The sequence below is a fragment of the Kosakonia sp. N21 genome, assembly GCF_050587465.1.
Taxonomy (GTDB): domain Bacteria; phylum Pseudomonadota; class Gammaproteobacteria; order Enterobacterales; family Enterobacteriaceae.
This window is the reverse complement of sequence record NZ_JBOBHR010000003.1, coordinates 375,513-400,405: the sequence shown is the minus strand read 5'-3', so window position 1 is coordinate 400,405 and position 24,893 is coordinate 375,513. Positions and strand designations below refer to the sequence as shown.

24 protein-coding genes are annotated in these 24,893 nt (G+C 54.5%); 11 read left to right on the top strand and 13 right to left on the bottom strand.

All coding sequences use genetic code 11. The features are described from left to right. Positions 1-40: 40 nt before the first annotated feature. The 3 genes from ACQ3G7_RS09030 to ACQ3G7_RS09020 are packed head-to-tail and all read left to right on the top strand — an operon-like array spanning position 41 to position 2,201. Positions 41-1,192: a double-cubane-cluster-containing anaerobic reductase gene (locus ACQ3G7_RS09030; protein WP_430889593.1), complete on the top strand. Its 1,152-nt coding sequence runs from the start codon at positions 41-43 to the stop codon at positions 1,190-1,192. Between the two features lie 9 nt (positions 1,193-1,201). Next, the gene (yjiL, locus tag ACQ3G7_RS09025; RefSeq protein WP_430889592.1) at positions 1,202-1,972 is read left to right on the top strand and encodes a putative 2-hydroxyacyl-CoA dehydratase activator YjiL; all 771 of its coding nucleotides are present in this window, start codon (positions 1,202-1,204) and stop codon (positions 1,970-1,972) included. After that, complete coding sequence (locus ACQ3G7_RS09020; protein ID WP_430889591.1) at positions 1,965-2,201, top strand: putative Se/S carrier protein; 237 nt, start codon at positions 1,965-1,967, stop codon at positions 2,199-2,201. Before yjiL ends, ACQ3G7_RS09020 begins: the two co-directional genes overlap by 8 nt. Positions 2,202-2,248: 47 nt before the next feature. Here the strand turns inward: ACQ3G7_RS09020 and ACQ3G7_RS09015 are convergent, their stop codons facing one another. From ACQ3G7_RS09015 to ACQ3G7_RS08985, 7 genes are all read right to left on the bottom strand, one after another. Then, positions 2,249-3,316 carry a DUF2955 domain-containing protein gene (locus ACQ3G7_RS09015; RefSeq protein ID WP_263098174.1) on the bottom strand — a complete coding sequence of 356 codons (1,068 nt, stop codon included), beginning with the start codon at positions 3,314-3,316 and terminating at the stop codon, positions 2,249-2,251. Then, a complete protein-coding gene (locus ACQ3G7_RS09010) occupies positions 3,306-4,373 on the bottom strand; it encodes an HlyD family secretion protein (RefSeq protein WP_430889590.1) in 1,068 nt (355 codons plus the stop codon). Before ACQ3G7_RS09010 ends, ACQ3G7_RS09015 begins: the two co-directional genes overlap by 11 nt. A 4-nt stretch (positions 4,374-4,377) precedes the next feature. Beyond that, positions 4,378-4,845: a MarR family winged helix-turn-helix transcriptional regulator gene (locus ACQ3G7_RS09005; protein ID WP_430889589.1), complete on the bottom strand. Its 468-nt coding sequence runs from the start codon at positions 4,843-4,845 to the stop codon at positions 4,378-4,380. 107 nt (positions 4,846-4,952) lie between these two features. Next, positions 4,953-5,369 carry a FosA family fosfomycin resistance glutathione transferase gene (locus ACQ3G7_RS09000; RefSeq protein WP_430889588.1) on the bottom strand — a complete coding sequence of 139 codons (417 nt, stop codon included), beginning with the start codon at positions 5,367-5,369 and terminating at the stop codon, positions 4,953-4,955. A gap of 97 nt (positions 5,370-5,466) precedes the next feature. Then, entirely contained in the window at positions 5,467-6,525 is a 1,059-nt protein-coding gene (locus ACQ3G7_RS08995) for a DUF1176 domain-containing protein (RefSeq protein WP_430889587.1), read from the bottom strand. 243 nt (positions 6,526-6,768) lie between these two features. Beyond that, positions 6,769-7,368 (bottom strand): ATP-dependent Clp protease proteolytic subunit, encoded by a 600-nt coding sequence (locus ACQ3G7_RS08990; protein WP_263100973.1) that lies wholly within the window; start codon positions 7,366-7,368, stop codon positions 6,769-6,771. A 100-nt stretch (positions 7,369-7,468) separates the two neighbouring features. Next, positions 7,469-7,633: a YjiS-like domain-containing protein gene (locus tag ACQ3G7_RS08985; protein ID WP_430889586.1), complete on the bottom strand. Its 165-nt coding sequence runs from the start codon at positions 7,631-7,633 to the stop codon at positions 7,469-7,471. A 176-nt stretch (positions 7,634-7,809) separates the two neighbouring features. Here ACQ3G7_RS08985 and ACQ3G7_RS08980 point away from each other — a divergent pair, with 176 nt between their 5' ends. Next, a complete protein-coding gene (locus ACQ3G7_RS08980) occupies positions 7,810-9,225 on the top strand; it encodes an aminotransferase-like domain-containing protein (protein WP_263098180.1) in 1,416 nt (471 codons plus the stop codon). On the opposite strand, the gene ACQ3G7_RS08975 is transcribed toward ACQ3G7_RS08980, so the two are convergent. After that, entirely contained in the window at positions 9,214-9,939 is a 726-nt protein-coding gene (locus tag ACQ3G7_RS08975; RefSeq protein ID WP_430889585.1) for a sigma-70 family RNA polymerase sigma factor, read from the bottom strand. The genes ACQ3G7_RS08980 and ACQ3G7_RS08975 overlap by 12 nt on opposite strands. A gap of 404 nt (positions 9,940-10,343) precedes the next feature. On the opposite strand from ACQ3G7_RS08975, the gene ACQ3G7_RS08970 reads away from it, so the two are divergent. The 4 genes from ACQ3G7_RS08970 to ACQ3G7_RS08955 all read left to right on the top strand — a co-directional run bounded on the left by ACQ3G7_RS08970 (position 10,344) and on the right by ACQ3G7_RS08955 (position 14,572). Then, the gene (locus ACQ3G7_RS08970) at positions 10,344-11,285 is read left to right on the top strand and encodes a winged helix-turn-helix domain-containing protein (RefSeq protein ID WP_430889584.1); all 942 of its coding nucleotides are present in this window, start codon (positions 10,344-10,346) and stop codon (positions 11,283-11,285) included. Continuing rightward, positions 11,257-11,727, top strand: coding sequence for a hypothetical protein (locus ACQ3G7_RS08965; protein WP_430889583.1), 471 nt, complete (start codon positions 11,257-11,259; stop codon positions 11,725-11,727). Before ACQ3G7_RS08970 ends, ACQ3G7_RS08965 begins: the two co-directional genes overlap by 29 nt. Positions 11,728-11,989: 262 nt before the next feature. Then, on the top strand, positions 11,990-13,276 hold the full coding sequence (locus tag ACQ3G7_RS08960) for a BNR repeat-containing protein (protein ID WP_430889582.1): 1,287 nt from the start codon (positions 11,990-11,992) through the stop codon (positions 13,274-13,276). A gap of 24 nt (positions 13,277-13,300) precedes the next feature. Next, a complete protein-coding gene (locus ACQ3G7_RS08955; RefSeq protein WP_430889581.1) occupies positions 13,301-14,572 on the top strand; it encodes an oligosaccharide MFS transporter in 1,272 nt (423 codons plus the stop codon). A 38-nt stretch (positions 14,573-14,610) separates the two neighbouring features. Here the strand turns inward: ACQ3G7_RS08955 and ACQ3G7_RS08950 are convergent, their stop codons facing one another. After that, positions 14,611-15,597, bottom strand: coding sequence for a sigma-54 interaction domain-containing protein (locus ACQ3G7_RS08950; RefSeq protein ID WP_430889580.1), 987 nt, complete (start codon positions 15,595-15,597; stop codon positions 14,611-14,613). A 464-nt stretch (positions 15,598-16,061) separates the two neighbouring features. Here ACQ3G7_RS08950 and murQ point away from each other — a divergent pair, with 464 nt between their 5' ends. Beyond that, a complete protein-coding gene (murQ, locus tag ACQ3G7_RS08945) occupies positions 16,062-16,973 on the top strand; it encodes an N-acetylmuramic acid 6-phosphate etherase (RefSeq protein WP_263098187.1) in 912 nt (303 codons plus the stop codon). Further along, positions 16,973-18,412, top strand: a complete 1,440-nt coding sequence (murP, locus tag ACQ3G7_RS08940) for a PTS N-acetylmuramic acid transporter subunit IIBC (RefSeq protein WP_430889579.1) — start codon at positions 16,973-16,975, stop codon at positions 18,410-18,412. The genes murQ and murP overlap by 1 nt, the downstream gene beginning before the upstream one ends. Before the next feature lie 28 nt (positions 18,413-18,440). On the opposite strand, the gene ACQ3G7_RS08935 is transcribed toward murP, so the two are convergent. The 4 genes from ACQ3G7_RS08935 to ACQ3G7_RS08920 form a co-directional block, all read right to left on the bottom strand. Beyond that, a complete protein-coding gene (locus ACQ3G7_RS08935) occupies positions 18,441-19,370 on the bottom strand; it encodes a lysozyme inhibitor LprI family protein (RefSeq protein ID WP_430889578.1) in 930 nt (309 codons plus the stop codon). 315 nt (positions 19,371-19,685) lie between these two features. Further along, positions 19,686-21,779, bottom strand: a complete 2,094-nt coding sequence (gene foxA, locus ACQ3G7_RS08930) for a ferrioxamine B receptor FoxA (RefSeq protein ID WP_430889577.1) — start codon at positions 21,777-21,779, stop codon at positions 19,686-19,688. Positions 21,780-21,930: 151 nt separating this feature from the next. Further along, positions 21,931-22,884, bottom strand: a complete 954-nt coding sequence (locus ACQ3G7_RS08925) for a helix-turn-helix transcriptional regulator (protein WP_430889576.1) — start codon at positions 22,882-22,884, stop codon at positions 21,931-21,933. Positions 22,885-23,019: 135 nt separating this feature from the next. Continuing rightward, a complete protein-coding gene (locus tag ACQ3G7_RS08920; RefSeq protein ID WP_430889575.1) occupies positions 23,020-23,922 on the bottom strand; it encodes a LysR family transcriptional regulator in 903 nt (300 codons plus the stop codon). A gap of 87 nt (positions 23,923-24,009) precedes the next feature. Here ACQ3G7_RS08920 and ACQ3G7_RS08915 point away from each other — a divergent pair, with 87 nt between their 5' ends. Continuing rightward, entirely contained in the window at positions 24,010-24,795 is a 786-nt protein-coding gene (locus tag ACQ3G7_RS08915; RefSeq protein ID WP_430889574.1) for an NAD(P)H-dependent oxidoreductase, read from the top strand. The last annotated feature ends 98 nt before the right edge of the window (positions 24,796-24,893 follow it).

Below are 24,893 nucleotides of genomic sequence, written 5' to 3'. Positions count from 1 at the left end.
GTCTTTTTTATCATCTCCCGTGTCACGGGGAAGGAAAATCATGTCGCTTATCACCGCACTCCCGGACGTCTTTGAACAATTCTCCGAAGCCCGCCAGAAAGGTTTTCTCACCGTGATGGATCTGAAAGAACAGGGCATCCCACTGGTAGGTACTTACTGTACTTTTATGCCGCAAGAGATCGCGATGGCCGCTGGTGCCGTGGTGGTCTCGCTTTGCTCCACTAACGACGAAACCATCGAAGAAGCGGAAAAAGATCTGCCGCGCAACCTCTGCCCGCTGATCAAAAGCAGCTACGGCTTTGGCAAAACCGACAAGTGCCCCTACTTCTACTTTTCCGATCTGGTGGTGGGTGAAACCACCTGCGATGGCAAAAAGAAAATGTACGAATACATGGCGGAGTTCAAAGCCGTGCATGTGATGCAACTGCCGAACAGCGCAGCGGATGCGGCTTCCCGCGCGTTGTGGAAAGCCGAGATCCTGCGCTTGCAACAGACCATCGAACACCGTTTTGGTCAGCCGATCAGCGAAGCAGCGCTGCGCGATGCCATTGCGCTGAAAAACCGTGAACGCCAGGCGCTGGCAAACTTCTACCGCGTGGGGCAGCTCAACCCGCCCGCGCTGAGCGGTACAGATATCCTGAAAGTGGTGTACGGGGCGACTTTCCGCTTTGATAAAGCAGCGCTGATCGACGAGCTGAATGCCATGGCCGAACGGATCCGCAACGAATGGCAGGCCGGAAAACGCCTGGATCCCCGCCCACGTATTTTGATCACCGGTTGTCCGATTGGCGGCGCAGCGGAAAAAGTCGTGCGCGCCATTGAAGAAAACGGCGGCTGGGTGGTGGGTTATGAAAACTGCACTGGCGCGAAAGCCACTGAACGCTGCGTTGACGAGAGCGGAGATGTGTACGATGCGCTGACCGACAAGTATCTGGCGATTGGTTGCTCCTGCATCTCGCCTAACGATGAGCGCCTGAAACTGCTCAGCCAGATGGTAGAAGAGTACCAGGCCGATGGCGTAATCGATGTGATTTTACAGGCGTGCCACACCTACGCCGTTGAGTCTCTGGCCATCAAACGCCATGTGCGCCAGCAACACAACATTCCGTATATGGCTATTGAGACGGATTACTCGACGTCGGACATCGGGCAACTGAGCACCCGCGTTGCCGCGTTTATCGAGATGTTATAAGGAGTGGCCGTGGCGTTTACCGTAGGCATTGATTCCGGCTCGACCACCACCAAAGGCATTCTGCTGGAGGGCAACACCGTCGTACGGCGTTTCCTTTGCCCGACCTCGTTTCGCCCCGCCGCATCGATCGGTGAAGCGTGGGAGACATTGCGCGAAGGGCTTGTTGAACCCCCGTTTCTGACGCTCACCGGCTACGGACGGCAACTGGTGGATTTCGCCGACAAGCAGGTGACCGAAATCTCCTGCCATGGGCTGGGTGCACGGCTGTTATTGCCCGAGGCGCGCACGGTCATTGACATCGGTGGTCAGGACAGCAAAGTGATCCAGCTTGATGAACAAGGCAATCTCACCGACTTCCTGATGAATGATAAGTGCGCCGCCGGTACCGGACGTTTTCTCGATGTCATCTCCCGCACGCTGGGTACGCAGGTTGAGCATCTTGATGACATTACCGAAGGCGTCGAACCACATCCACTCACCAGCATGTGCACGGTGTTTGCCGAATCGGAAGTGATCAGCCTGCGATCGGCGGGCATCGCACCGGAGGCGATCCTCGCCGGGGTGATCAATGCGATGGCGCGACGCAGCGCGCATTTTATTGCCCGCTTGTCCACTCAAGGGCCGCTGCTGTTTACCGGCGGTGTCAGCCACTGCACCACCTTCCGCCGGATGCTGGCTGCGCACCTGAACAGTGAGGTGTTTACCCATGCCGACGCCCAGTATGCTGGCGCGGTGGGGGCGGCGCTGATCGGCCAGCGGCAGAGAAAACGCCATGACTGAATACCTGTTGCTGTTCCACAACACCCCCGGAGTGCTGCAAACCCGCAAGGCGTTACAGGCCGCCGGTATCACCTTTCGCGTGCAGGATATCCCCCGCACGCTGCGCGGCGGCTGCGGTTTGTGCATCCGTTTTCACAGTGCCGCAAGCGAAGTGAGCCAGTGGATGATCCCCGACGTCACACAGGCAATTTATCGCTGTGAAGGTGAGCATTTCGTACAGGTTTCGTAGGTCCGAACAGAAGCCCGCTAAGCGCTGCGCCATCGGGCTGTTTCGGTCTACTGCTCCTCGATCACAAACCGCGTGGCTTCAAAGCAGTTCAACATCAAATGCACCAGCCACACCATGGTTAGCGTCGCCACCAACGCCACGGTAACGGACACGATGCGGTATAAATCGCTGAACACCAGGTCAGTGTCCGGGTGCAGATTCTGGCCAAACATAATGCCAATCGTCGTGACACTGGCGAACCCGACACCTGCGCCGACTTTCTCCATCACGTGCAAGCGCGCGCTAAACGCCAGCCCGAGGCCGATCAGCGGCATCATCAGCAGCATATGGCTGCTGTGGTTATAGAGGATCAACTGCACCAGCAGTATATAGAGACAGGCAATCACCACCCCCACCACGCGCCACACCGAGCTGAGCACCGAACCGCGATAATGCATGGGGAAGAGGATCAGGATCCCCGCCATCAGCGCAGAAAGTGAATCACTCAGATCGCTTAACTGGAAGACGACAAAAATCATCGTCGCCACCGTCCCGGAAAGCAGGGATTCGTGGCGCACACGGGCGGCGTTTTTCTCGATCAACGGCGGGCGGGTGCGCGGCTCCACATCCGGGATCAGGTAATTCATCAGCGCACTCAGCGCCACCGCCATCACACTGGCTTCGATATTAGAAAACAGCAGCGTATGCCAGTCGCTGGAGGGGTAGCTCATAAAGTTGAGCATCGTGCTCTGGCACACCACGCCTGCCGAACCGAACAGGAACAGCGCGCCTTTACTCATAAAGCGAAAACGCATCACATACAGTGCGAATACCACCAGCGTCATGATCACCGGCCAACGCGACAAATAGCCGATAATAAACACCATTTCGATGCAGTTGAGCACTGCACTGAAGATAAACTGCTTTGCCACATGGCGGTTAAATACCGGCACCAGTGATAACAGCATCACCGGGTACACCACATAGAACACGCCGTACTGGGTGTTGTAAAAACTCGACACGCTCAGGGCGATCATCCCGGCAAACACAATACGCAACGTCTGCCGGAAGTCATTGGGGGTGTAAACGATGTTGCCGTGCGGCGTAAAAACCCGCGCCAGCGTATTAATAGACATAGTGCAGCAGGCTCACCAGATGGATTTGCAAACCAGAGAAGATCCGCGCGAAAAAGCCCTCGCTGTTATACAACTGCACGGTAGCGCGTGCGCCGGTCGGCAGCGTCTTCGGCAACGGTTCGTCCAGCGCTACGTGGATGCGCATACGCTGCGCGTCGCGTACCCAGCGGTTGGAGGTTTGCGGTTCGGACAGCTCACCGTTCACCGCTTCCTGGCCTGCGAGAACCCCGGCATCACTGCTGGTCACATGTGCCTTAAACACATGACCCGGCAGCGCATCAAACACCACTGCCGCGTCGGTGCCGACATGGGTATGGCGCAGGCTCTTCTCGCGAAAGTCCGCCACAATGTCCGTTTTATCATGCACCAGCGCCAATGCTGCGCTGCCGGCAGAGGCATAGAACCCCGGGGTGAGTTGCAGGTTACTGACTGTGCCATCCGCTTGCGCCCGCACCTGCGTCCAGCTCAGGTTGAGCTGCGACTGTTGCAGTGCATTACGGTATTTTTGCAACGTGACGTTGCGGGCATCGTCACGATCGCCACGCTCAATGGTCAGTTCATCAATGCTGGCATTGAGCGAATTCACCGACTGGACGCTGCTCTGCCAGGTCGTGCGGACTTTATCCAGATCGGATTGCGAAACGTTGTGCATTGCGCCCAGGTTCTGATAACGCTCAAAGGTGACGCGATCGTTCTGGGCGGTGATCTGCGCGGTCTTCAGGCTGGCCTGGGCGGCAACGATCTGCGCATCCAGTTGCTGGTTGGTCAGCCGCGCCTGCGCCAGCGCGATCTCACTGGCTTCAACCTGATTACGGAATGGCGTGGGATCCAGCTCAAACAGCAGGTCGCCCTTCTTTACCTGGCTATTGTTTTGCACATACACCTGCGCCACATAGCCGGAAACCCGGGCGGAAACCGGCGTGACGACCCGCATCACTGTCGAGTCTGGCGTCAGCGGGATCCAGATATCCGCAACGATAAAATAGACAAACATCAGCAGGAAAGAGGCAATACTGACCCTTACCCAGCGGGCAAACTTTTGTTCTGGCGTCATCATTTTCTTATTCGGTTTGAGTGTCTTCTTCGCGCATCACGCGCAAATTACAGGCGATTTGATTCAGGGTCGCACTAAACACCGCCAGATCCGCGGCGGGGATATTGTCCGAGGCGCGCGCCTGGCAGGCATCGATCACTTGCGAGATCCGTTCCAGCAGGCGTTGCCCGTCGGCGGTGAGCGCCAACAGGCGAATGCGCTTGTCGTACGGCGATGTCGTACGCGCAATCAGCCCCTGTTTTTCCAGTTGTGTGAGGGTGCGCATCAGCGGCGGCAGTTCGATGCCCTGCACTTCCGCCAGTTCACTGACCGAAACATTGTCGCCCAACTGGTGCAGTTGCATCAGCACCGTCCAGCTCGACTGCGTCATGCCCGTGTCGGTCAGCGCACGATCGATCGTCGCGCGCCACTGACGCACTACCATCGCCATGCGCATCCCTAACGGTCGGCGGGCAAACAGTTCATCTTCAGTCATAGAAGCCCCCTCAATTCAACGGAGGGGTAAGGTAATAGTTATCAGGGTAAGTATCAAGAAACGACAGAGCAAAGAGCATGGATTGTGAAAGTCATTCGCGCTTTTCTTCAATCAAAAAACACCATCCCTTTGTACGGTTTCTCGCGGCAGGCTGCCAGCCGCTGCGCCAGATTACCGACATGCACTTCCAGTTTATGCCCGTCCGGATCGAGAAAGTACCAGGAGTCGCCTTCACTTTTATTCACTTTCCAGCTCACCACGCCAGCCTGCTCAAGGCGCGCAACGAAGGCAGCGAAATCACGCTCGTCGATGCTGAACGCATAATGGGTATAGTCGCTGTGCTGCGGCAAAACCGGTGTGCGCTGCGTGTCCACGGAGAGGCATAACCACAGTTCACCGCAGGTGAGATAAGCGCCGTTATCCCATCGCGCATGCAGTTTCAGGCCAAGCAACGCGTGGTAGAACGCCACGCTGCGGTTCAGATCACTGACGGCCAGCGTAAGGTGATTGAGGCTGTTTAGCATCGATTTTCCCGGTGTAAATATGGGGAGGGGGAGATGAACACGCAGCGACCAAACCGGGGCTTTTGGTCACTACCGTGTTCAATTCAGTACATCTGGCTCATTTGGCCGGGTTGGCTTCTTTGACCTCAGCAACAAACTCCGGCAGATCCCAGGTGCCGCCTGCGCGTACATAGCGACACATGCCCGTTGTGGACTCACCGCTTTTACGGAACGTTGCTCCGTCCCACACCCACTCCGCCGACGCCCAGCAGTCGCCAATCCCGCGACCACGTTGGCCCAGCGAGATCGCGCCATCGGCATAGTCCGATGCCGAGTTGGTGATCAACTGCGGGTTGCCTTTCAACGCTTTGTCGATAACCCAATAGCCATAGCCTTCGTTATACGCGGCGCGCCAGCAGAGGGTGGAAATCAGCGCATGCTGACTGTCCAGCGGGGTCAGGGTAATATCGTTGTCGCCTTCGACCGTCGCTTCCTGCGGCGATGACAGGCGATCGCATCCATTATCGCCAGATAACGTTGCCAGCAGGCGCGGTTTCAGCGCTTTCACTTCCGCCTCGTTCAGGGTGCGATCTTCGCCATCATCCACCGCAACCGCCTGGATGACGGGCGCAGCGACAGGTGCTGCAACGCTATTTTCTGCTTTATCCCCTTTTTTACTCAGTGCGCCGGGCGTCCCGACGCGTCCTTGTACATCGTCGAATTTCAACAACACAGCGGATGCACCCTCGCCAGACAGTACAAACGGCTTCGCACCGCCCTTAAACTCAACCTTGCTACTGCCTTTCACGGCGGCAATCATGCTGCTGGCCTGCTCATCCGATAACCGCCAGGTGTCGCTGTCTTCCGCTGCAACATCGCCTTGTGATTTGCCGTCGATCCACAGCGTCAGTTTTGCCTGCTGCGTTGCATCATCGGTTTCCATCTCCGCCAGCACCACATCGACCGTAACAGGCGTATCCGGCCCGGCTTTGCGGGTGATCAGCACCGATCCGCTGGCTTCTTCTTCTGCGCTATAGCCTGCTGCACGGCAGGTCAGCGTGTTGTCACACACCACTTCCCAATCTTTATGATCAAAGGAGACGCCGCTGTGTTCCGCCATTGCGGGAAGACTGAGCGCCGCTGCCATCACCAGCGTCGCCTTAATACTGCTGTTCATGCCATCACTCCGTAATGAGAAATGGAAACAGTGTGCAGAAATTATGTGTCAGGGAGAAGTGTATTTTTTGCCTGCGCGCCAGGAGGATGATCGTGCCCACATATCACGGGCAAATGAGAGGAAACCTGCAACATAGGGTGGCGGGTTCCCCGATGACATTAATTCTAAGGTACTGTAATAAATAAAAACGTCCAGCCAACTTATGCTGGCTGGACGTCGGTTTTATTTTCCGTCAGCGCCTGATTAATCGAGGTTCAGTTCACCGTAGGTTTTCACCACGCGGGAAACGATGCCGTAATCAATGGCTTCTTTGGTGTTCATCCAGTAGTTACGATCCGTATCCTGTTTCACTTTATCAACCGGCTGGCCGGTTGCATCGGCGATCATGCGGTTAACGCGTTCCAGAGTACGGATGATCTCTTTGGCTTCAATCTCAATATCGCTCGCCTGACCGCGCACGCCACCCAATGGCTGATGGATCATAAAACGGGTATTCGGCAGCGAATAACGATGCTCTTTTTTCGCCGCCAGCAGGATGGTGATCCCGGCGCTGGCCACCCAACCGGTGCCAATAATATGCACTTCCGGGGTGATAAATTTGATCATGTCATGGATGGTGTCAGCCGCTTCGACATGACCACCCTGGCTATTGAGGTAAATTTTGATCGGCGCATCGCTGATGCCCTGCAACAGCAACAGTTGGGTGACGACTTTTTCCGTCAGCGCCTGGTTAATTTCACCGGAGATGATAATAGAGCGGGAATCCAGCAGTTTTTGCTGCATCAGCTGGGTTGCGTTGCCAGTTTCGTTCTCTTTTTTATCGTCTTCGTCTTTGCCATTCATAACGTGCATGTGCTTTCTCCCCTTCAGGTTATGGAGCTAAGCATAGCCCAACGCAGGTTGAGCGGAAATAACAAGATGTTATCTCCGCCCATGAGCGCCATTACCACAGCTCCTCACGCCGTAAACCCAGGTCTTTTAACTGCTCATCGCTGAGCGCCCGCAACAGCCTGGCCGTGCGCCTGCGCTCCCGGATGTGTTGCCATTTACGCCAGAGTAAAACAAACCCGATCCACGGGCGCGTCGGTCGATTTTCAAAGAATTCCATTATCGCTCTCCTCACCAGAACAGAGCGTTATCATCGCCGCGAAAGGCTGTGACAATACAGATTCAGAAATTACTTTTCTTTAACATACAGATCGCTTAAAACAGTCTCTGAATCGCGAAAAACAGGCAGATCTGTACTGGTTTTTACATCTGTATGGTGAACTCAAAGGATACAGCATGACACGCTACCAACATCTGGCCACGCTGCTGGCGGAACGTATTGAGCAGGGGCTCTATCGCCCGGGAGAAAAACTTCCTTCGGTACGAAGCCTTAGCCAGGAACACGGCGTGAGTATCAGCACCGTACAGCAGTCTTACCAGGTGCTGGAAAACCTGCAACTGATCACGCCACAGCCGCGTTCTGGCTATTTCGTCGCGCCGCGCAAGGCGCAACCGCCCGTACCGGCGATGTCCCGCCCGGTGCAGCGCCCGGTCGATGTGACCCAGTGGGATGAAGTGCTCACGCTGCTTGATGCCCGTACCGATAAGGCCATCATTCCTTTTGGCGGCGGCGCGCCTGATATTACACAGCCAACACTAAAACCCCTGTGGCGCGAAATGAACCGCGTCATACAGCACCAGTTGCATGATGTCCTGAGTTACGACACGCTGCCCGGCCGCCGCGAGCTGCGTGAACAGATCGCCCGGCTGATGCTTGATGGCGGCACGTCACTTAGCGCCGACGATATTGTGATCGCCAGCGGTTGCCACGCGGCCCTCACGCTGGCGTTACTGGCGGTTTGCCAGCCAGGAGACATTGTGGCAGTCGAGTCCCCCTGCTATTACGGCACCATGCAATTACTGCGCGGGTTAGACATAAAAGCGATTGAGATCCCGACCGATCCCGATGCAGGGATCAGCATTGAAGCACTGGAACTGGCACTGGAGCAGTGGCCGATCAAAGGCGTGATCCTTGTGCCCAACTGCAATAACCCGCTCGGCTTTATCATGCCGGAAGCACGCAAAAAGGCGGTGCTGTCGCTGGCGCAACGCCACGACATTGTGATTTTCGAAGACGATATTTATGGCGAACTGGCTACTGATTATCCACGACCGTCAACCATCAAATCCTATGATATCGATGGTCGTGTGCTGCTCTGCAGCTCAGTGACCAAAACCGTTGCACCGGGGCTACGGGTCGGCTGGATCGCACCTGGGCGTTATCTCGATCGGGTATTGCATAAAAAATATGCCGCCATCGGCACAAACGTCCCCGGCACACAGCTGGCCGTGGCGGCATTTATTCGTGATGGCCATTATCACCGCCATGTGCGCCGCATGCGCCAGATCTACCAGCATCAGCTGGAAACCTATACCTGTTGGGTGCGCCAGTATTTCCCGTGCGGTATCTGTGTGACCCGTCCGCAAGGGGGCTATCTGCTGTGGGTTGAACTACCGGAGACCGTCGATATGGTGTGCGTTTCCCGCGCCCTGTGCCGGTTAAAAATCCAGATTGCGCCAGGCTCACTGTTTTCTGCTTCCGGTAAGTATCGTAACTGCCTGCGGCTTAACTGTGCGCTGCCGCTGACGGAAGCCAACCGGGAAACCATCAAACACCTGGGCGTGGCGATCCATAACGCCTTAGAGGCGTAATACTTTGCCATTTGGTGATGTGTCCTGGGTAAAAAAGGCGTAGATCTTCCGGGAGATCGCTTTATTAAGCTGGCACAGCCTGGCCTCCGTCAGCCCAAAAAAATGGCCAATCTCTTTCAGGTTCATTTCATGCTGATAGTAGAGGATGAAGATCGTTTGCTCGCGGGGAGCAAGTTGCGCCAGCGCACTACCCAGCATATGCCCCACCAGCATCTCCTCTTCCAGTGGGCGACTGACAAGCGAAGAGGGGAACGGTTCCTTTTCTTGCAGGCTCTCAAGACTCTCCAGCTCGCCAGCGGAACAGAGTTGCAAATACGCCTGCCAGGATTCGAATGTCATTGAGAGTCGCGTGCTAATGTCTGTAAAACAGGGGGGTTTCCCTGGCTCACTCACCAGCTGCCGTATCGCATCGTTGAGTTTGTGTGTTTGTTGCCGCAAACGCCTCGGGCGCCAGTCCAGTTTGCGCAGCTCATCCAGTACGGCGCCGCGTATACGCTGCACGGCATAACCGGCAAAACCATCGTCCGGGTGCCCATAGCGCCGTAAAGAGGAGAGCAGCCCCATTAGCGCAATTTGCCGCATATCGTCCTTATCCAGCACAGTACTTGTTTGCCAGGCAAACTGCCTGACGACTTTACCCACCAGCGGTAAATAATCGCGGAGATAACGCGTTTCGTCGGTTGGGGTTAAAATGTTTGTATCTGTATACTTCATCAATTCCCTGTTGATTCAAGCAGCCTTCATTTTAATTCACGCTGTAAATAAGCAACAGACATGCCAGATTTTTAAATATTAGAAATCAAAAGATTAAGAAAAAAAGAGGAAATTTTAATTCCGATAAATTCGCAAAAAGGAAATTTCTGCGGAAACAAAAATGCCGCTACGTTTACCGGGATAATATTTTGCAAATCATGCTATGGAAGAAATGAGAGCAAAAATGTACAGTAAGAAAAAACTAAACCGCTTGCCATGTGCCGGCGTTTCGTTACACAGCACTTGAGTGCATTGAGAAATAAAACCATTCGTCTTCAGGCATTAATCATTATTTATGCCGGCGGGTCGCCACCATCAATCGTACTTACGAACCCTGACTGACAGTTAAAACACCATGCAATTTTATGAATAAAAATTATTGTGCAATAAATAACTGGCTGATTGATGTCCCGTCAGGATCTATTCTTCATTTAGTGACCGGAGAACGAAAACGCCTGGGCGCCTATCAGCTCAAACTGCTTGATGTCCTGCAACAGAATGCCGGGAAAATTTTAACGCGCGAGGAACTGACCACGCTGGTCTGGGAACGCCGGGTGATTGGCAATAACAGTCTGCCAAACGCTATTCACGCGCTGCGCGCCGCTCTTGAGGACGACGGTAAGCAGCAACGGATCATTCGCACGATCCCGAAACATGGATATGTTCTGGAAGCGGAATACTGCCGGATGGTGGAAAAAGACGAAGAGGAGATCAATCTCACCAGTGTGCTGCCAGCGCAGGACGATGAAGAGGTGCTGTTCGACGAGGCTTTTGATACGACAGAACATGAACCCGCGGATACGTATTCCCTGCTGCCTGACGCGATGTCTCCCGCGCTGCAACGCGAAGAGCAGGCGCTTCCATCTCGCGGTCAACGGTGGAAAATCGCACTGGTTTTTCTTGTTATTGCTTTGGGTAGCGCTGCGCTGGGTTACTCCTTCATTCCGCGCAGAGAAACGCCGGAAGTGAGGGAAATCGCGCAAAATATTTACAGCAATATCCGCATCTTTACCGTCCCCGGGCGCGAGAGCGATCAGGCCCTCCAACAGACAACCTTCCAGCGGCTAAGGGAGACTTACTACAATATAAATCAACAACTTAAATCGAAATCAATGCAAATGAGTGTGTATTATAACGATGAAAACCAGACGCTGAATTACACCCTGCGCCTGTATAACGTCTGTCAGCAGAAAGTGCTGGCAATGCAGATCTACCACTCGCGCTCCAATGCCACCCTGCTTAATAACTTAATTCTCAGCGAAACCCGGAGAAAGCTCAATGAAATGGCCCCCTGCAAAACGCCGTAAACAGTCTGTTGCGCTGATGCTGACAGCCCTTCTCGCCACCCTGGCAGGCGCGCAATTACACCGCGCCAATGCCGTCATGCAGCAAAATGTTGATGAAGTTACGCAGTTTGGCTTCTATGACCTGATGCTGCGCCAAAAAGAGTTATACGACTCGCACATGACCACGAAGGGAAATACCATACAGAGCAATATCACCAGCCCTGATGACAATCAGTTCGTCCTCAAAGGGAATTTTGTGCAAACCCGACAGCAGGGTAAAACCTATTATTTCAGCTACTCGCCCATCTATTTTATGTCATCACAGAATAGCCGCATGATTAATGGGAATGTGGATTTACTGACTCACACCGGATTCTGGATACAGCAATATGAGGCGGATAACGTCCCGCTGGTGAGTATGCAAAACGGCCTCATTTTTCTCTACCCACTGGATGCCAGATAGCGTACCTCCGTTGAACAGATGGAGCGACTTTCCCGTTCTTTTACGTCCGTGGTGGTTATTCCTGGTACAATAAATTTAAATAAATCCCCCCTCTGGAACAATCGCAAAACACCTTTTTAAATTTTCACTACCTGCGTCTCAATCTCGCATCCCTTCTGTGACAGGGATAACAAATTACAGATGGAGACATTCTTTATTCTTTCCGAACTTTGCACCGTATGCTGCGCCATTATTTCTGGCGGAAACAAACAGGAAGAAGAGAATGTTTCAGGCAAAACAAGTCGATATTTCCGGGATTGGTCCTTGCTGCGCAGATTTTACCGTCGAATACGCCTTACTGGTAAAAGATAAATTCTACGTCGCGTATTACAACGAACACCATTGCATTACCGTCGCCAGCCGCGCAGAGGAAGAGACCACGTGGCAAATCAGCTATCCCACCGGTGAGTGGCTGGCCGATAAAAACAGGTACATGCATCAGACTGAGTTTGACAGTCACAATTATCTGACGCTGGCGATGGATAATCAGGGGCATCTCCATCTCTCCGGCAATATGCATAAAGATAAAATGGTCTGGTTCCGGTCAACCCGCCCCTACGACATTCACTCGCTTGCGCAGGGAACCATGACCGGAATACGTGAAGAGAGCGCCACCTACCCGCTTTTTTTTCAGGGTGCGAACGGCGAATTACTTTTCCGCTATCGCGACGGAGAGAGCGGCAACGGCGATGATATTTATAACCGCTGGAACGCGGCTAAACAGCGCTGGGAAAGATTACTGGAACAGCCGCTGTTAAGCGGCAGCGGGTTACGCAACGCCTACGCCCGTTTACCGATTATCGGCCCGGATAAGCACTGGCACATGATCTGGATGTGGCGCGATACGCCTCACTGCGAAACCTGCCACGATCTCTCTTATGCCCGCAGCCCCGATATGATCAACTGGTTCACACATACCGGGCAACCGTGCCTGCTGCCGATCACCCTCGAGCGCGGCGACATTGTTGACCCCGCGCAGGTACAGCAAGGCCTGATCAACATGAGCCAGAACATCGGCTTTGACAGCCAGGGCCGCGTGCTCATCACCTGGCACCGCTACGATGCTAACGGGTTTTCTCAGGCATGGATCGCCCGTGCTGACCATAACGGCTGGCGCACCCGGCAAATCAGCAACTGGGATTTTCGCTGGGATTTCCGGGGCATGGGGTCGATTCCCCCGGATGTCATCCTCTCTGCGCCACAGTGCAAAGCCCACACACTGAGCGTGACGTTCCAGCTTCACGACGGAACGTGCGGTCGCTGGTATCTGGATGAAGAAACGCTGGATGTCAGCCGTGTCGACGAGGGTCCCGTCACTCCCCTTCCCGATGCGTTTTATCAACCTGATGACGACGCCGCACCTGGGGCTGAAGTGAACATTGTCAGCGAACTTTATCAGCCTGAACCCCGGCATTTTTTACGCTGGCAAGCACTGCCCATCCAGCGGGATGTTCCGTCCGGTAAGGCAACAGGACCTGGAAAACTGACACTCATCAGCATCAACGCTTAGTCCCCCTGAGAAGAGGATAAAAACATGCTCTCCGCTGCCTCGAAAAGTGCCTACATACGAATCAGTTTGTGTTTATTCCTGTTTTATTTTTCATGGTCCACCAGTTGGTCATTTTTAGCGATTTGGCTGGGTGACAGCATCGGGTTTACCAGCACGCAGATTGGCTACACGCTCTCGATCAATGCCCTGTTTGCGCTCGCGATCAAACCCATCTTCGGCTTTATCATGGATAAGCTGGGCCTGAAAAAACCGCTGTTGATCGCGGTGGCTATCGCGTCCATTTTTGCCGCGCCGTTCTTTATCTATATTTACCAGTACCTGCTGACCACTCACCGAGTACTGGGCATGCTCGCTGGCGGTATGTATCTGGGCACCGCCTACCTTGCAGGCGTGTTGGTGTTTGAAACCTATGCCGACCGCTACAGTCGCGCGTTTGGTTTTGAGTTTGGCCGGGTGAGAATGTGGGGATCGCTGGGCTGGGCTGTCGCCTCAATTTTTGCCGGTCAGTTATTCAACATTAACCCGCATATCAACTTTATGATCACCTCCTGCGGCGCGATCGCCGTACTGGCTATGCTCACCACGCTCAGAACACAAGGTGAAGGCATTGACTGGCAGGCGGTTAATGCGTCGCGAAAAGAGGTGGTGAACCGAAAAGACGTGCGGATGCTGTTTCACCATGCCAGCTTCTGGGTGTTGATGCTGTTTTACGGCGGCATTATCTGGATGATGCAAAGCGCCGAACAGCAGTTTCCGCGCTACTTTGTTACCTTCTTTGCCGATCATCAAACCGGGAATGCCGTACTGGGTTACATGGGATTTGTACAGTCAGCCTGTGAATTCGTGCTGATGTTTTCGGTTCCCTTTTTGATCAACCGTATTGGCGCACGCAATGGACTGCTGGTCGCCGGTTTTGTGATTGGTCTGCGTCTGGTGCTGTCTGCACTGGCCACGCATCCGTGGATGATCATCGTGATTAAACCCCTTTATGGCCTCGAGATGGCGCTACTGCTGGTGTCGATATTTAAGTTCCTTGCAGAACATTTCGACAAACGCCTGACCGGCACGATCTACATGGTGCTGGGCTGTTTTAATTACCTGGGCATCACGGCCATCAACCCCATTGCCGGGCACTATTACGATACATACGGTTTTGCCGCTACCTATCTGGTGATGGGATGCATCGCATGGCTGATCACGCTGGCAGGCATCAAATTCCTCGGGAAACAAACCCACAGAACAACAGAGATATTCGGCGGACACGACAGAGTAAGCAGCCTGCCGGAGAGCAAATAAAGGGCCGGGCAGGTTTCCGGAAAGCATGTTGTGACGGGTTACCGGCCCGACATATCTGAGCCTTTTTCACGCATTGACGCCAGGCGATAACGCAGAGCACGGGGCGTAATGCCAAGGAAGGCGGCCGTTTTGGTTTTGTTCCCCTGATGCTGCCTGAGTACTTCACGGATGTAGTCACACTCCGCGTTGCGCCCGTGCCGGCGTACGTCTGAAATCATGGCGTCACCCGGCTTCGCCTGCACGTGAGGCGTCGGCAGACCCAGATCGGCGGCCTTGATCTCGTCGCCTTCAGCGAGGATCACACCGCGCTGCACCACGTTTTCCAGCTCGCGGATATTGCCGGGCCAGTCATGATTCAGCAATGCCTGACAAGCTTCATCACTCAGATATACCCTGCGCAAGAAACAGGACTGATACTTGTCCAGCAGAAACCGGGCTATCGGCAGGATATCCTGCCGGCGATCCCGCAACGGGGGAATGAGGATCGGTACCACAGCAATGCGGTAAAACAGATCCTGGCGAAAACGCCCTGCGGCCACTTCCCGCTCAAGATCTTTATTCGTCGCTGCAATCAGGCGGATATTCAGCGGCAGGCACTGGCGACTCCCGAGACGCTCCACCTCCTGTTCCTGCAAGACACGCAGCAGTTTCGCCTGCATCGCCAGTGACATGTCGCCAATTTCATCGAGCAGTAACGTGCCGCCATTTGCTTGCTCAAACTTTCCCGGAAGACTGGTCACGGCCCCGGTAAAAGCGCCTTTTTCATAGCCGAAGAGCATCGCCTCCAGCAAGTTTTCCGGGATCGCAGCACAATTGACGCCAACATAAGGTGCGTCGTGCGCATACGCATTGTCGTGAATATACCGGGCTACGCACTCTTTGCCGGTTCCCGTTTCACCGCTAATCAGTACCGGAACAGGATATTTAGCAAGACGGCGGGCTAATGAGAAAACATTTTCGCTGGCAACCGAGTGAGTAATAAATATCTTCCCTTTACTTCCGCCACAATCAATAAACTGCGTCATTAGCGCTTACCAAGGAAATCATTAAATATAAAAAAAGGCCCTATCATCCCAAACGTTTTATCCGTCAGTCAGAATAGGGCAAAAAAGACTTATATCTCAGCAACACGAATTATACCGCTGGTAAAAAAAATGTCTTAATCATCTTAAATATTAAAATATTAATCCATACAAAACATATGGATAACCCAAAAAGCAGCCACTATGCATAATCATTTAATAAATTTCTTATCTGCGCATTCCGACGGCTCAGAATGAAATACCCACACTGCCACCAAGGCCTCCCGCGCGGCTTTGTCGGCGCCTTTCATCGCCGTGCTTTGAGCAACATCACACTTAGCGCGCAGACCCGCTTAGATGAATAAATTATTCTTATTTTTATCCTTATTAATAATATATTATTCCTTATACAGCGCCGCCGTTGCGCGGCAGGCAAAGCACACACTGAAGAGTTAAGCGAGACGTTGATGAACATTGATCTATCCAAACTGACCACTGAAGGCCGCAATGCCGCGAGCGCCAATATTGACATGCTCTCCACCGACGAGATGCTGAAAGTGATCAATGCTGAAGACCAGAAAGTGGCGCTGGCGGTGGAAAAGGTGATCCCGGCGATTACCCGGGCGGTCGATGCCATTGTCGCGGCATTCCGCAAAGGCGGGCGCTTAATCTACTGTGGCGCAGGCACCTCCGGTCGGCTGGGGATCCTAGATGCCAGCGAATGCCCGCCCACCTACGGTACCCCGCGTGAACAAGTGGTGGGGTTAATTGCCGGGGGGCATCGCGCCATTTTACAGGCGGTGGAAAATGCCGAAGACAGCCTGACGCTGGGCGTCGATGACCTGAAAGCACTTAATTTCAACGCGAATGACGTGCTGGTAGGCATTGCCGCCAGTGGCCGCACGCCGTATGTGATCGCCGCCATGCATTATGCGAAAAGCCTTGCGGCAACCACTGTCGCCCTGACCTGTAATGACGGCAGCGAAATGGCCCGCATCGCCGACATTGCCATCGCGCCCGTTGTCGGCCCTGAAGTCGTCACAGGCTCTTCGCGCATGAAAGCCGGCACCGCGCAAAAACTGGTGCTCAATATGCTGACCACCGGCGCCATGATCCGCAGCGGTAAAGTCTACGGCAATCTGATGGTCGATGTGGAAGCCACCAACCTGAAGCTGGTGCAACGGCAAATCAATATTGTGGTGGAAGCCACGGACTGCGATGCAGAAACAGCGGCGCTGGCGCTGAAAGCGTGTGAGGGCCACTGTAAAACGGCGATCGTGATGGTGCTGGGTCAGCTCAGTGCCACGCAGGCAACACAATTGCTTCAGGATAACGGCGGTTTTATCCGCCAGGCGCTGGTTAATGCGGGGATAAAGTGATGGCGAAAATCACGGAACAGGTTATTGCGAGCATCGTGCAGTTGGTCGGCGGCAGAGACAACGTTAAAACCTGCGGTAACTGCATGACGCGGTTGCGTCTGACATTAAACAATGAAGCACAGGTTGATTATGAACGTCTCAAAGCCCTGCCGGGTGTGTTGGGTGTAGTGAACAGTGATGATCAATTACAAATTATTGTCGGTCCGGGGAAAGCACAAACCGCCGCAGACGCCATGAATAGGCTGCTTGGACATGAACACGCCCCGGCTGAAGCCGCAACGCTGCAAAGCGTGGCGCGCGACACCAAACAGCAGATGAAAGCGAAACAGACCAGCGCGGTGCATCAGTTCCTGTCGAAATTCGCCACGATTTTCACCCCGCTGATCCCCGGATTTATCGCCGCCGGGATGTTGCTCGGCTTTGCGACATTAATCGAGCAAAGCCTGCTGAGCGGCGCGGCGCAAAAGAGCGCGACCATCACCCATCTGGTGGGATACATGAAAATATTCGGCAAGGGGTTGTTCACGTTTTTGCCGATCCTGATTGGTTATAACGCGCAAAAAGCCTTTGGCGGCAGCGGTGTTAACGGCGCGATCATCGCCGCGCTGTTTGTACTCGGTTACAACCCGCAGGCCACCAGCGGGTATTTCTCCGGTATCGATAACTTCTTCGGCATGAGCATCGATCCGCGCGGCAACATTATTGGCGTTTTAATCGCCGCCATTCTCGGTGCGTGGATTGAACGACAAATCCGCAAAATTGTGCCGGATAACCTCGACATGATCCTCACCTCATTGCTGACACTGCTGATTACCGGGGCGCTGGCCTTTACGGTGATAATGCCGATTGGCGGTGAGTTGTTTAAAGGTATGTCATGGCTGTTCCTGCACCTGAACGGTAACCCGTTTGGCTGTGCGGTGCTGGCCGGTCTGTTCCTGATTGCCGTGGTTTTTGGCGTGCACCAGGGCTTTATTCCGGTCTATTTTGCGCTGATGGATGCGCAAGGCTTTAACGCATTGTTCCCGATTCTGGCCATGGCGGGCGGTGGTCAGGTCGGCGCAGCGCTTGCGCTCTATTTCCGTTCACCGCAGCACTCGGTTATCCGCAACCAGATCCGTGGTGCGATCATTCCCGGCATTCTGGGAGTTGGCGAACCGCTGATTTACGCCGTCACGCTACCGCGCGTTAAGCCATTCATTACCGCCTGTATTGGCGGCGCGTGCGGCGGTTTCTTTATTGGTCTGGTGGCATGGCTGGGGTTGCCGGTGGGCCTCAATACCGTGTTTGGCCCGTCCGGGCTGGTCGCCCTGCCGCTAATGACGTCGGCTCAGGGGATCTACGCCGGTATGGCGGTCTACGCAGCAGGCGTGGCAGTCTCATATCTGTGCGGTTTTATCGTCACCTGGTTTTTTGGTCACAAAGCGGTGGACTTGAGCTGATCGACAGGGCGGTGCGCCGCCCTGCGTTTTACTGATCCTGATAGCGTTCTTTCCAGATATCCAGCGTACGCGGTAGCCGGGTTTTATCATCCCGCGTGGTGAAGTAATGCATCTGCAATTTTCCGCCCGGCCGCGCGGGAGGAAATAAGCGTGCAGCCCAGATGTCACCCTGCGGCGTATAGATAATCATGGCGGTTTGCCGGTTGGCCGCACCGCGCAGCCACATCGAAACAACCGTCGCGCCCATATTGTCCCGGTCGTTTTCGTAGATAAACACATTGGCTGTATCCACAAACTGCTGATAATCATCGCCCACCAGCGCACGGAATTTTTGGTCCAGTGCGTTCGTGGGAAGCACGCCCAATGAGTACAACGTGGCGGATGGACGCGGATCCTTCTCCGCAGGCTGGTACAAGCCATCAATAAACGCGCCGTTGGGCATAATAAGACGACACCCCCACTCCGCATTGCTGTGGACCTGCAGGGAGCCATCCTGCCTGGGAATGATCAAGATTAAGCAGTCGCTGACATCGCGGATATTTTCAACCAGCACCATGCCATAGACTTTACGGGCCTCCGCGGTAAATTCTTCCCGGTTAACCCCGGCCCATACGCGGATGTCCGTGTCGATACTCCATTCACTGCTGCGACTAAACTGCAGCACGCTGCCGCTCATATGGGGCGCGAGCATATTCCACCACTGCCCTTGCCACGTAAAATCCGTTTTCACGTCCGACACCATATTGATGCCTTTGTAATAAGCGCGGCGGATACAGTTATCCGTCGTGCAGGTCTGCAGGGAGGCTTCCCACGCAGCATATTGCTGGCGTATCGAGCGGGTGTCGTCCTGATCCAACCTTGAGCGATAGATAGTATCCAGCGTTTGGTCAAGCCAGCGCAGATTGTCATTCTTGCAAATCGTATTTTCCAGTGGTGTTGCCGCACGCCTGCAGTTCACCGCCCATGCGCTGCAGGCATACAGGTTTAATAAAATAAAAAGGCCACCTAAAAAAAGGCGATTAACCATGGCAAATATTCTTCAAGGTTAGCGATTCGCAGTGTGGGAATTATAGATGATTTTTACTAAGAAATCGTGAAGCAAATTAATAAATTAAAGTCGTTAAGTCGGCCGTAATTTGTGTCGCTTATATTCTTATTTTATTTTTTTAATCACGAACCAGCGTCCAAAATGGATATTACAAAAAAAATCAGCCTGGCTGCAGAAAATAATGGACCGCAAAAAAGCCCGGCATCAAACCGGGCCGCGGAAGCATCAAAACGCGTAGGAGAGACTGCCAACAATGTTGCGCTCAGCGCCAAAATAGCAGTAAGAGAGAGAATTACAGGCGGCAATATAGCGTTTGTCCGTCAGGTTATTGACCGTTACCTGCGCACTCAATCCTTTCAGACCAACCTGCGTAAGATCGTAACCCACCGCCATGTCGACCAGCGTATAGGAAGGCAGCGTATGCGTATTCTGGCGATCGGACGTAATGCCATTCACATAACGCACGCCGGAACCCACCGTCAGGCCATTCAGCGGGCCGCTTTTCACATCGTAACTCAGCCAGGCGCTGGCCTGATTGCGCGGCGCGTAAACGGCGCGTTTACCCTGCTCTTCCGCGCTGCTCTTCGTGTAGCGGATATCGTTGTAGGTATAAGACGCCTGCAAACGCAGGTTATCCGTCAACTGCCCCACCGCTTCCAGCTCAAGGCCTTCCGACTCAATTTCACCAATCGAGCGATACGGATCGGTCGGCTCCACTTTGGTGGCAATATTTTCCTGGTTGATCCGATACACCGACGCGCTGTACATCGTCTGCGATCCTTCCGGCTGGAATTTCAGCCCCGCCTCCCACTGCTTCCCTTTCATCGGCTTGAGGATCTTGCCGTACTCATCGGTAAAGCTGGTTGGCGTAAATGCAGTGGAGTAGCTGACGTACGGCGCAAAACCGCTATCGAACAGATACATCAGCGCGGCACGGCTGCTGAAGTGATTTTGATCCAACGTATCGCTGGTGTCATTGATCTTATTGACGTTGGTGATCTTCACCTGATCGTGACGACCACCCAGCGTCAGGCGCCATCTGTCCAGCGACATTTGATCCTGCACGTAGATCCCGGTCTGCTCCAGCTTATGCTTTTCGCGACTGTAGACCGTGATCGACAAGGGATCGGTGCCATAGACCGGGTTGAAAGCATCGATCGCCGGGAAGCTGCCGTAAGAGGCCGTAACATCATTACTACGGCGCTGATAATCGACGCCCACAAGCACGCGGTGGTTGATAATGCCGGTGTCGATGCTGCCATCGATCTGGTTATCCATGGTGATGGCCGAAAGCGATTCATCAGAGCCGGAATAGCCGCGGTTCAGCTCGCTGTCGTTTAGCCAGCCTGCGGCATACACCTGGTTCAGGTCGACTTTGGTGCGTAAGTAACGCAGTTTCTGGCGTACTGACCAGCCGCTATCGAACGCATGTTCAAGGTTGTAACCAACCATATTTTCCCGGCGATCGTACTTATCGTATTTGTCTTCGCCTTCGAAGAAGGTGTTGGAAACTTTCTGCCCGGCATGGGAAACCACGGTACCTTCATAGGGCAGGCCGGAGTGGCTGCCGCCCTCGGGATCGCGGTGCAGATAGGCCATCAGTTCAAGACGCGTGTTGTCGGTAATACGCCACGTCAGGCTGGGCGCAATGGCGTAACGCTGCTCTTTCAGGTGATCAAACTGGGAGTCCGCATAGCGCGTCATGCCGGTTAAACGCACCGCCACGCGGTCGTTATCATCCACCGGGCCTGTCACATCAAACGCCGCGCCACGCTGGTTATTGTTACCGGCAAACAGTTTCACTTCGCCGCCAGGATCAAACGACGGTTTACGGGAGTTCAGCGCCACAATGCCGCCCGGTGAAGAGCGCCCGTAAAGCACCGATGCCGGGCCGCGCACCACTTCAACGCTGTCGAGGAACCAGGGATCAATGACCAGAGAACTGTGCGAATTGCTGTCACCCATCATCTTCAGACCGTCGAGATAGATATTATCCAGACTGCCATCCGAGAAACCGCGCAGCACAATGTAGTCAAAACGGTTCGACGCGCCAATCTGGTTGCTGTACACGCCCGGCGTGTAACTCACCGCCTGGCGAACGCTGATTGCCCCCTGCTCTTCGTACTGCTGGCGCGTCACGATCGAGACCGCCTGCGGCGTTTCGATATCCGGCGTTTCCAGTTTGGTTGCGCCGCTCTGCATTTGCGAAGTCACCACTACGGTATCATTGGCAGTTGCGGTTTCCTGCGCCGCCGCCAATCCGCTCATTCCACCTGTGATACAGCCAATCATCAACGCCAGTCGCGTTTTTGCGAACATGAAAATCTCCAGAAGCGGTTATTATTGTAAATAAGAATTATTACCTTTTTGGATTCCACTCTCGCTATGCGCAATGACGAGTCACATATGCGCGGTGACAAAACGTATTGCAGGAGAGAAAAGAGGGTCTACGCCCGTAAAGCGGGGAGGATCAGGAAACGCGCACTTCGCTGGGTGCGACGCCGTAACGGCGGCGAAAGGCGGTTGAAAAATTGGTGGCATGTTGATAGCCCGACATCCATGCGGCTTGCTGCACGCTATACCCCTGCGCCAGATAGCTGCGCGCCAGCTCAAGGCGACAGTCACGCAGATAGTCGAACACCGGCTGTCCGTAAGCCTGACGGAATTTCACCCGCAAACTGCTGGAGCTCATGGCTGCAAGCTGCGCCAGGGCATCGAGGGTGTAGGCTTTTTCCGGTTCTTGCTCAAGCAGGCGTCGCACATTTTCCAGCCGGTGCTGCTCGCCACACGGTGCAACGCTGCGCTTTTCGCTGCCCTGCATGCGGCAAGACAACGCCTGCCCCAGCAGTTGCAACATCAGCCCTTCCATCATCAACTGACGCGACAGGCCAGGCCCGGCGCTCTGCTGCGCGGCATGCAGCCCCGAAAGTAAAAACGCCGGAACCTGCCATAAAAAGGTCGGCGCACCGCCCGCTTCCCATTGCTGCAACAACGCCATCAGCAACGGTGACTGCCGGCAACGGGCGGGATCGACGCCCAACGACAGCGTACGCAGATGGTAATCCGCCAGATGACGGGCATTCATCACCTGATGCTCGCTGAGGCGCGAGGTAAACGCCATGCCAGCACGCACCACAAATTCCTGCCCGTTAAGACGCAACATCACACAACCTTCCAGCACCACCAGCATATAGAGCGGGCAACTGTGCAGCGATGTGGTTTCATAAGGTTGAAGAACGCGAATATCGGAACGGGTCAGATTGAGGCCGGAAAAGAGCGTCATCTCTTCCACATCCCCACGGATCACAATCCGCTGCGCTTTATTGAAGGTGCAGTCGCCCGACAACGCCGGGAAGCGATAATCGATGCCATAGCGCTCGCCAAAGCCGATAAAGTCTTCAACCGAAAAGTGTGTTTTTTGCATAGCCGGCAGCCGTCGCGATCCTGTCGCATCCCTTGTCCCGGGCGGGACGAAATGGCTTACACCTTACCATTGGCGTCGGAGCGCTTCAATAATATTGAGAATTATTCTCACATACAAATTACAGGATTTTAACACTCAGCCAGTGGCCAGTGAGGTCAGGATCTGCTGGCGCAGCCATTTGTGCCCCGGATCGCGGTGCAACCTTTCATGCCACAGCATCAGCATGTCGAAGCCCGCCAGCTCAACCGGGGGTTCAACCACGCTTAATACGCCGGACTTTGCCACCAGTCGCTCCGGCAACACCGCCACCAGATCAGTTCGTGCCAGCGCATCCAGCATAAACAGGAAATGCGGCACTGACAGCACCACATTGCGCGTCAGTCCGCGCTGCGCCAGCGCCAGATCGGTCGCAGCGCTAAACCCGCCGCCCTCCGGCGACACAATCACATGTTCGAGCGAGCAAAACTGCTCAAGCGTGGGCCGACGTTGTAACGCCGGATGGTTTACGCGCCCCGCCAGCACATAGCGTTCGCTGAACAACAATCGCTGGTGTAAAGCGGGCGGCGAGCCATCGCGCAGGTGGAAAAAGAGGTCGATGTCACCCTGCTCCGCCTGGCGCTGGATCTGCCCGGGATTGAGTTCAAAGATAGCCAGGCGGCTGGCCGGAGCCGCAGCGCGCAGCCTGCCAAGTAACGGGAGCAGCACGGCCGTTTCAGTGTAATCGGTGGCCGCCACGCGCCAGGTCACCTGCGCCTGAGCGGGGTTGAACTCACTGACCGGTGAAACGGCGCGTTGCAGCGCCTCCAGCGCCTGACGTAACGGCTCGCGCAGACCATCGGCTCTGGCCGTGGGTTGCATGCCGCGCGGTCCGGGCAACAGCAACGGATCGTCAAAAATCTCCCGCAGCCGCGCAAGCTGTACGCTGACAGAGGGCTGAGAGAGGTTCAAACGCTGCGCCGCACGCGTGACATTATGCTCGCTGAGCAACACATCCAGCGTCAGCAACAGGTTGAGATCCAGCCGGTGCAGATTAACCATAACTATACCTGTGATATCGGTAATTAATTTCTACTATATCGCCGCCTCACCTACCCTGCAGCTTCAATCTCATTGCCGGGAGTTGTTATGAACGTATTGATTGTTTATGCCCATCCACAGCCCCATTCCCTGAATGGCGCGCTGAAAGAGTTTGCCGTGCAGCATCTGGAGAGCGCGGGTCACCGCGTGGAGGTTTCTGACCTGTATGCCATGCAATGGAAGTCGCAACTCGACGCAAACGACAGCAGCAGCGCCCCGGTTGGCGACATGTTTCACCCGTCTGTGGATTCAAAACACGCCTTTGAACAGGGCACGCAGTCAGAGGACATCGCCGCTGAACAGGCGAAATTACACCGCGCCGATGCGGTGATTTTTCAGTTCCCGCTGTGGTGGTTCTCCATGCCCGCCATTATGAAAGGGTGGGTGGATCGCGTTTACGCCTGCGGTTTTGCCTACGGCGTGGGTGAACACAGCGACAGCCATTGGGGCGATCGCTACGGCGAAGGTCGCCTTGCGGGTAAACGCGCAATGTTGCTGGTAACCACCGGCGGCTGGGCGTCGCATTACAGCCCGCGCGGCATCAATGGCCCGATTAACGATATTCTGTTTCCGATCCAGCATGGCATCTTGTTTTACCCCGGCTTCACGGTGCTGCCACCGCTGGTGATTTACCACAGCAGCCGCATTGATGAAGCGCGTTATGCCACACACTGTGCCGAACTGGCTGAGCGCCTGGATACGCTATGGCAAACGCCGCCGCTGCCGTTTCGCCAGCAAAACGGCGGCGATTACAACATCCCGGCGTTAACCCTGCGTGAAGACATTTTGCCGGGCGAGCAAGGTCTGGCGATTCATCAACGCATTAAAGCGTGACATCCATAAATAAACTGGCGTAATAAGCTTGCGCCGGTTTATTTAATTTGCAATAACTCATAATGCCTTCAAATTAACTGCACAGCTTTCCGCTATTA